The organism is Bacillus sp. 5mfcol3.1 (assembly GCF_900114335.1).
Taxonomy (GTDB): Bacteria; Bacillota; Bacilli; order Bacillales; family Bacillaceae_G; genus Bacillus_A; species Bacillus_A thuringiensis_S.
The window spans coordinates 1-2,969 of the sequence record NZ_FOST01000046.1 but is presented as its reverse complement, the minus strand read 5'-3'; the positions used below and the strand labels follow the sequence as shown (position 1 = coordinate 2,969).

Genomic DNA, 2,969 nt, shown 5'->3' with positions numbered 1-2,969 from the left:
AAGATAGAACTTTGAACCTTTTCATATAAATCTGGTTTCAAAATGTTATCTAAATAGACATTTTCTCGTTTCCCGTTCTTTTCCATGAGGGAAACATATAAATCGTCCCGATTTGTTTTATCTTGATTCCATACAGACAAATGATTTATATCTTTCGTAACGGCATCCATCATGTGGATTCTTGCCAGTTCTTCATCTTGCATACCATTTGCTAATACTTCAATTGTAACTAAGTGGTTGGGTGTCTCTTTCGATTTTTCTAATGGATTTTCTTGTGCTTTTTCCATTGGTATTTCTTTGTTATTTCTATGGTTTACTACCTCATCCCGTAACGCTTGTTTTACTTCATCCGATAAATGCCTTTTCTCGTTTAGTACCTGTTCATACGGTGTCTTATAGTCCCCATCCCCCATATTCATACGATCCATACTCACAAGCTCCATTCTTCCAAAATCCCTATCGACTTCTTTTGGAATGGCAATATGATAACGAGCTTGATCGTAAGGGATGCTTTCACCTCTTTCTCTAGCTTCTTCCCTTGCTTTTTCAATACTTGAAATAACTTCAGCCATTTTTTCATTGGCTTCTCCAAATGGGATCAGTTGATTATTCTTAAAAGTTTCATTGTCGCTCCATTGGACTAGCATAGTTGGACGATTAATTTCATTCTGATTAAGTGCTGCATACTTTTCTTGATTCGCCTCGTTAAATGCATCAATAAATTCTTTATCACTCAATTTTTCTGCACCATCTACAGGTTCAAACGCACGATTCCTATCTGCTTGTTCCCTTAACTCTGAAATAGAAATAAGTTCTTGTGTCGTATTACTTAAGCTCATATATTCCACTAGTAAAATATTTTTTTCATTCTGTTTTTCATTTACCAGGCTATGTTGATCGTTTTTTTCTAGTCCAATTGGTGCAAGTATTTTTTCTTCTACATGTTCATATTCAATCGTTGTATAATACCCATCTCCTTTATCTAGACCTTTAAAACTTGCCTCTTCTGCTACTGTATATCCATGATCCTCGACATGAAAAACTTCTTCATTTTGCTGTAGTGGCTTGCCTGTTTCATTGCAATAAATCACTTCTGATTCGGCTTTTGGATATAGCCCTTTATATTCAATATCATTATTCATTACTTCTTTATGCGCTGTTGAAATTCGGTGATTAATTACATTCAAAGCTAGGCTCACTGAATTTTGAAACCAAAAATCCTTATGGTTTTCTTTCACATACTCATTAACACAATCGACTTTTAAACTCTTTTCTCGATCTAATGAAACCCTAGCAAGTGGTATATCATTGAAACTATCTCCTAACAAATCAGCTTCATAATATGGCTCTAATGTATCTGTAATTTTTTTAAGTGAATCTTGTTCTCTGTTTGTACCAAATTCATAAACGATCTGTTCCATTTCCCTTAAATTCAAACGAATATTAGGGTTTATTTCTTCTAATACACGATTATCTTCTGAAAGCTGAATCTCATAGTTTTCCCAATGTTTTTCAAAATTTAATCCCAGCCTTTCATTGATAAGTTGCTGTGCATTTTGTTGAATGCCCGTTAAAATTTCGAAATTGTCTCTTACATTTCCATCTTTATTTTCAGACCCTTGTTTTTCCATATGATCTACTCCTTTTTCGTTTGTTCTTTCTTTTTCCAACGTGCTTTCAATTGTTTCAATAAATTCAATTGAAGTTTCATGTACTTCTTTCAATAATTTCGTTTTATCTTTCATTTCTTTTCCTTGTGTCCAGTTTGCTAAATACCCTAAAGAATATTCGCTCGTATCAATCCCAAAGTAAGAAGAAACGGCATAAGCTGTCATTTCTGCTTGAAACTCTTTTTCTGGTGCTGAGTAATTCATATGTGTCTCTGCTGTATGAAGTTTGGCATGCGCCAATTCGTGAAGAAGTGTTTTTACATTTTGTAATTCACTGTTTCTAGGATTCAAAGCAACCTCTTTTGTTAAGGTGTAACTAACCCCCTTTGCGACCCCAAGTTCTTGCTTCGGCACAATAATTTTCACACCGTTTTTTTCCGCAATGGCTTCCATTCCCTTGTACAAACTCTTGTAATCTGTTACGCTCCCGTCTAGCCAACGATTCGGAAAAATACGAGGAAGATCTTCCGCTTTTGCGTTTGTTTGGGACACATCAAACACATGACCGACAGCAAAATATAAGCGACCTGGTTTCACTTGTACGCTTTTAGATTCAATTTGTTTTTTCTCTTGCTCACTCGCCTTTGTAATGGATTTCCATGTCCCATCTTTGTCTTTAAATTTTGCTACCGTTCGGTTTGGAACAAGAATTTTAATTCCTTTCTCACCCTTCTTAACCGGAAATCCTTTTTCTTTCCAAAAAGAAAAGGAACCAACTGCACTGGCTCCCTGGAATTGACTCTGTATTAATGAAATATTAGATGGTGAATAGTGATAAAACTTTGCCATAAACGTTAGATACTCTTTTAAATCTCCCGGTGTACGAAAATAACCTTCAACGCTTTTTTCCATCTTTTTTGTTAAAGCTTGCACAGCTTCTTTCTTTTCTTCTGGTGATTTCGTTTGATACTTTTTCTTATAACTTTTACTCATGATCTTCTCCTACTCTTTCACTTGCTTTTTGTAATTCCTCCATTTCCTCTTCATTCCATCTCTCAGCTGTATCGAAGAAAAGCTCATGAGTTTTTACATTGATCGGAACTAACATATTCTCTTGATTCATGACATGAACTGCAAGTTCTTCCTCTTGTTCTCGTGTAATTTTGATTGTTAGTTCTTCATCTTTTACAAGTAAAACAAGTTCACCTTCTCCAATCTCTTTAATGACTCCTAATGCGATATCTTCATGAAATAATAACATCCTAATAACCTCCTGTTTTTTTATAAAAAGAAACAATGTAGCTTACGTTACATTGTTCTTTGATGCCTCATGATCTATACGTTTTTGTCTTGCATGAC

At 34.9% G+C, this 2,969-nt stretch carries 2 protein-coding genes; both read right to left on the bottom strand.

Annotated elements, in window-relative coordinates; genetic code table 11:
• A partial coding sequence (locus BM089_RS30255; RefSeq protein ID WP_090979181.1) for an LPD25 domain-containing protein occupies nt 1–2,603 on the bottom strand: 2,603 nt, incomplete at its 3' end.
• Entirely contained in the window at nt 2,596–2,871 is a 276-nt protein-coding gene (locus BM089_RS30250; protein WP_090979178.1) for a hypothetical protein, read from the bottom strand. The genes BM089_RS30255 and BM089_RS30250, both read right to left, overlap by 8 nt.
• Between the last annotated feature and the right edge of the window lie 98 nt (nt 2,872–2,969).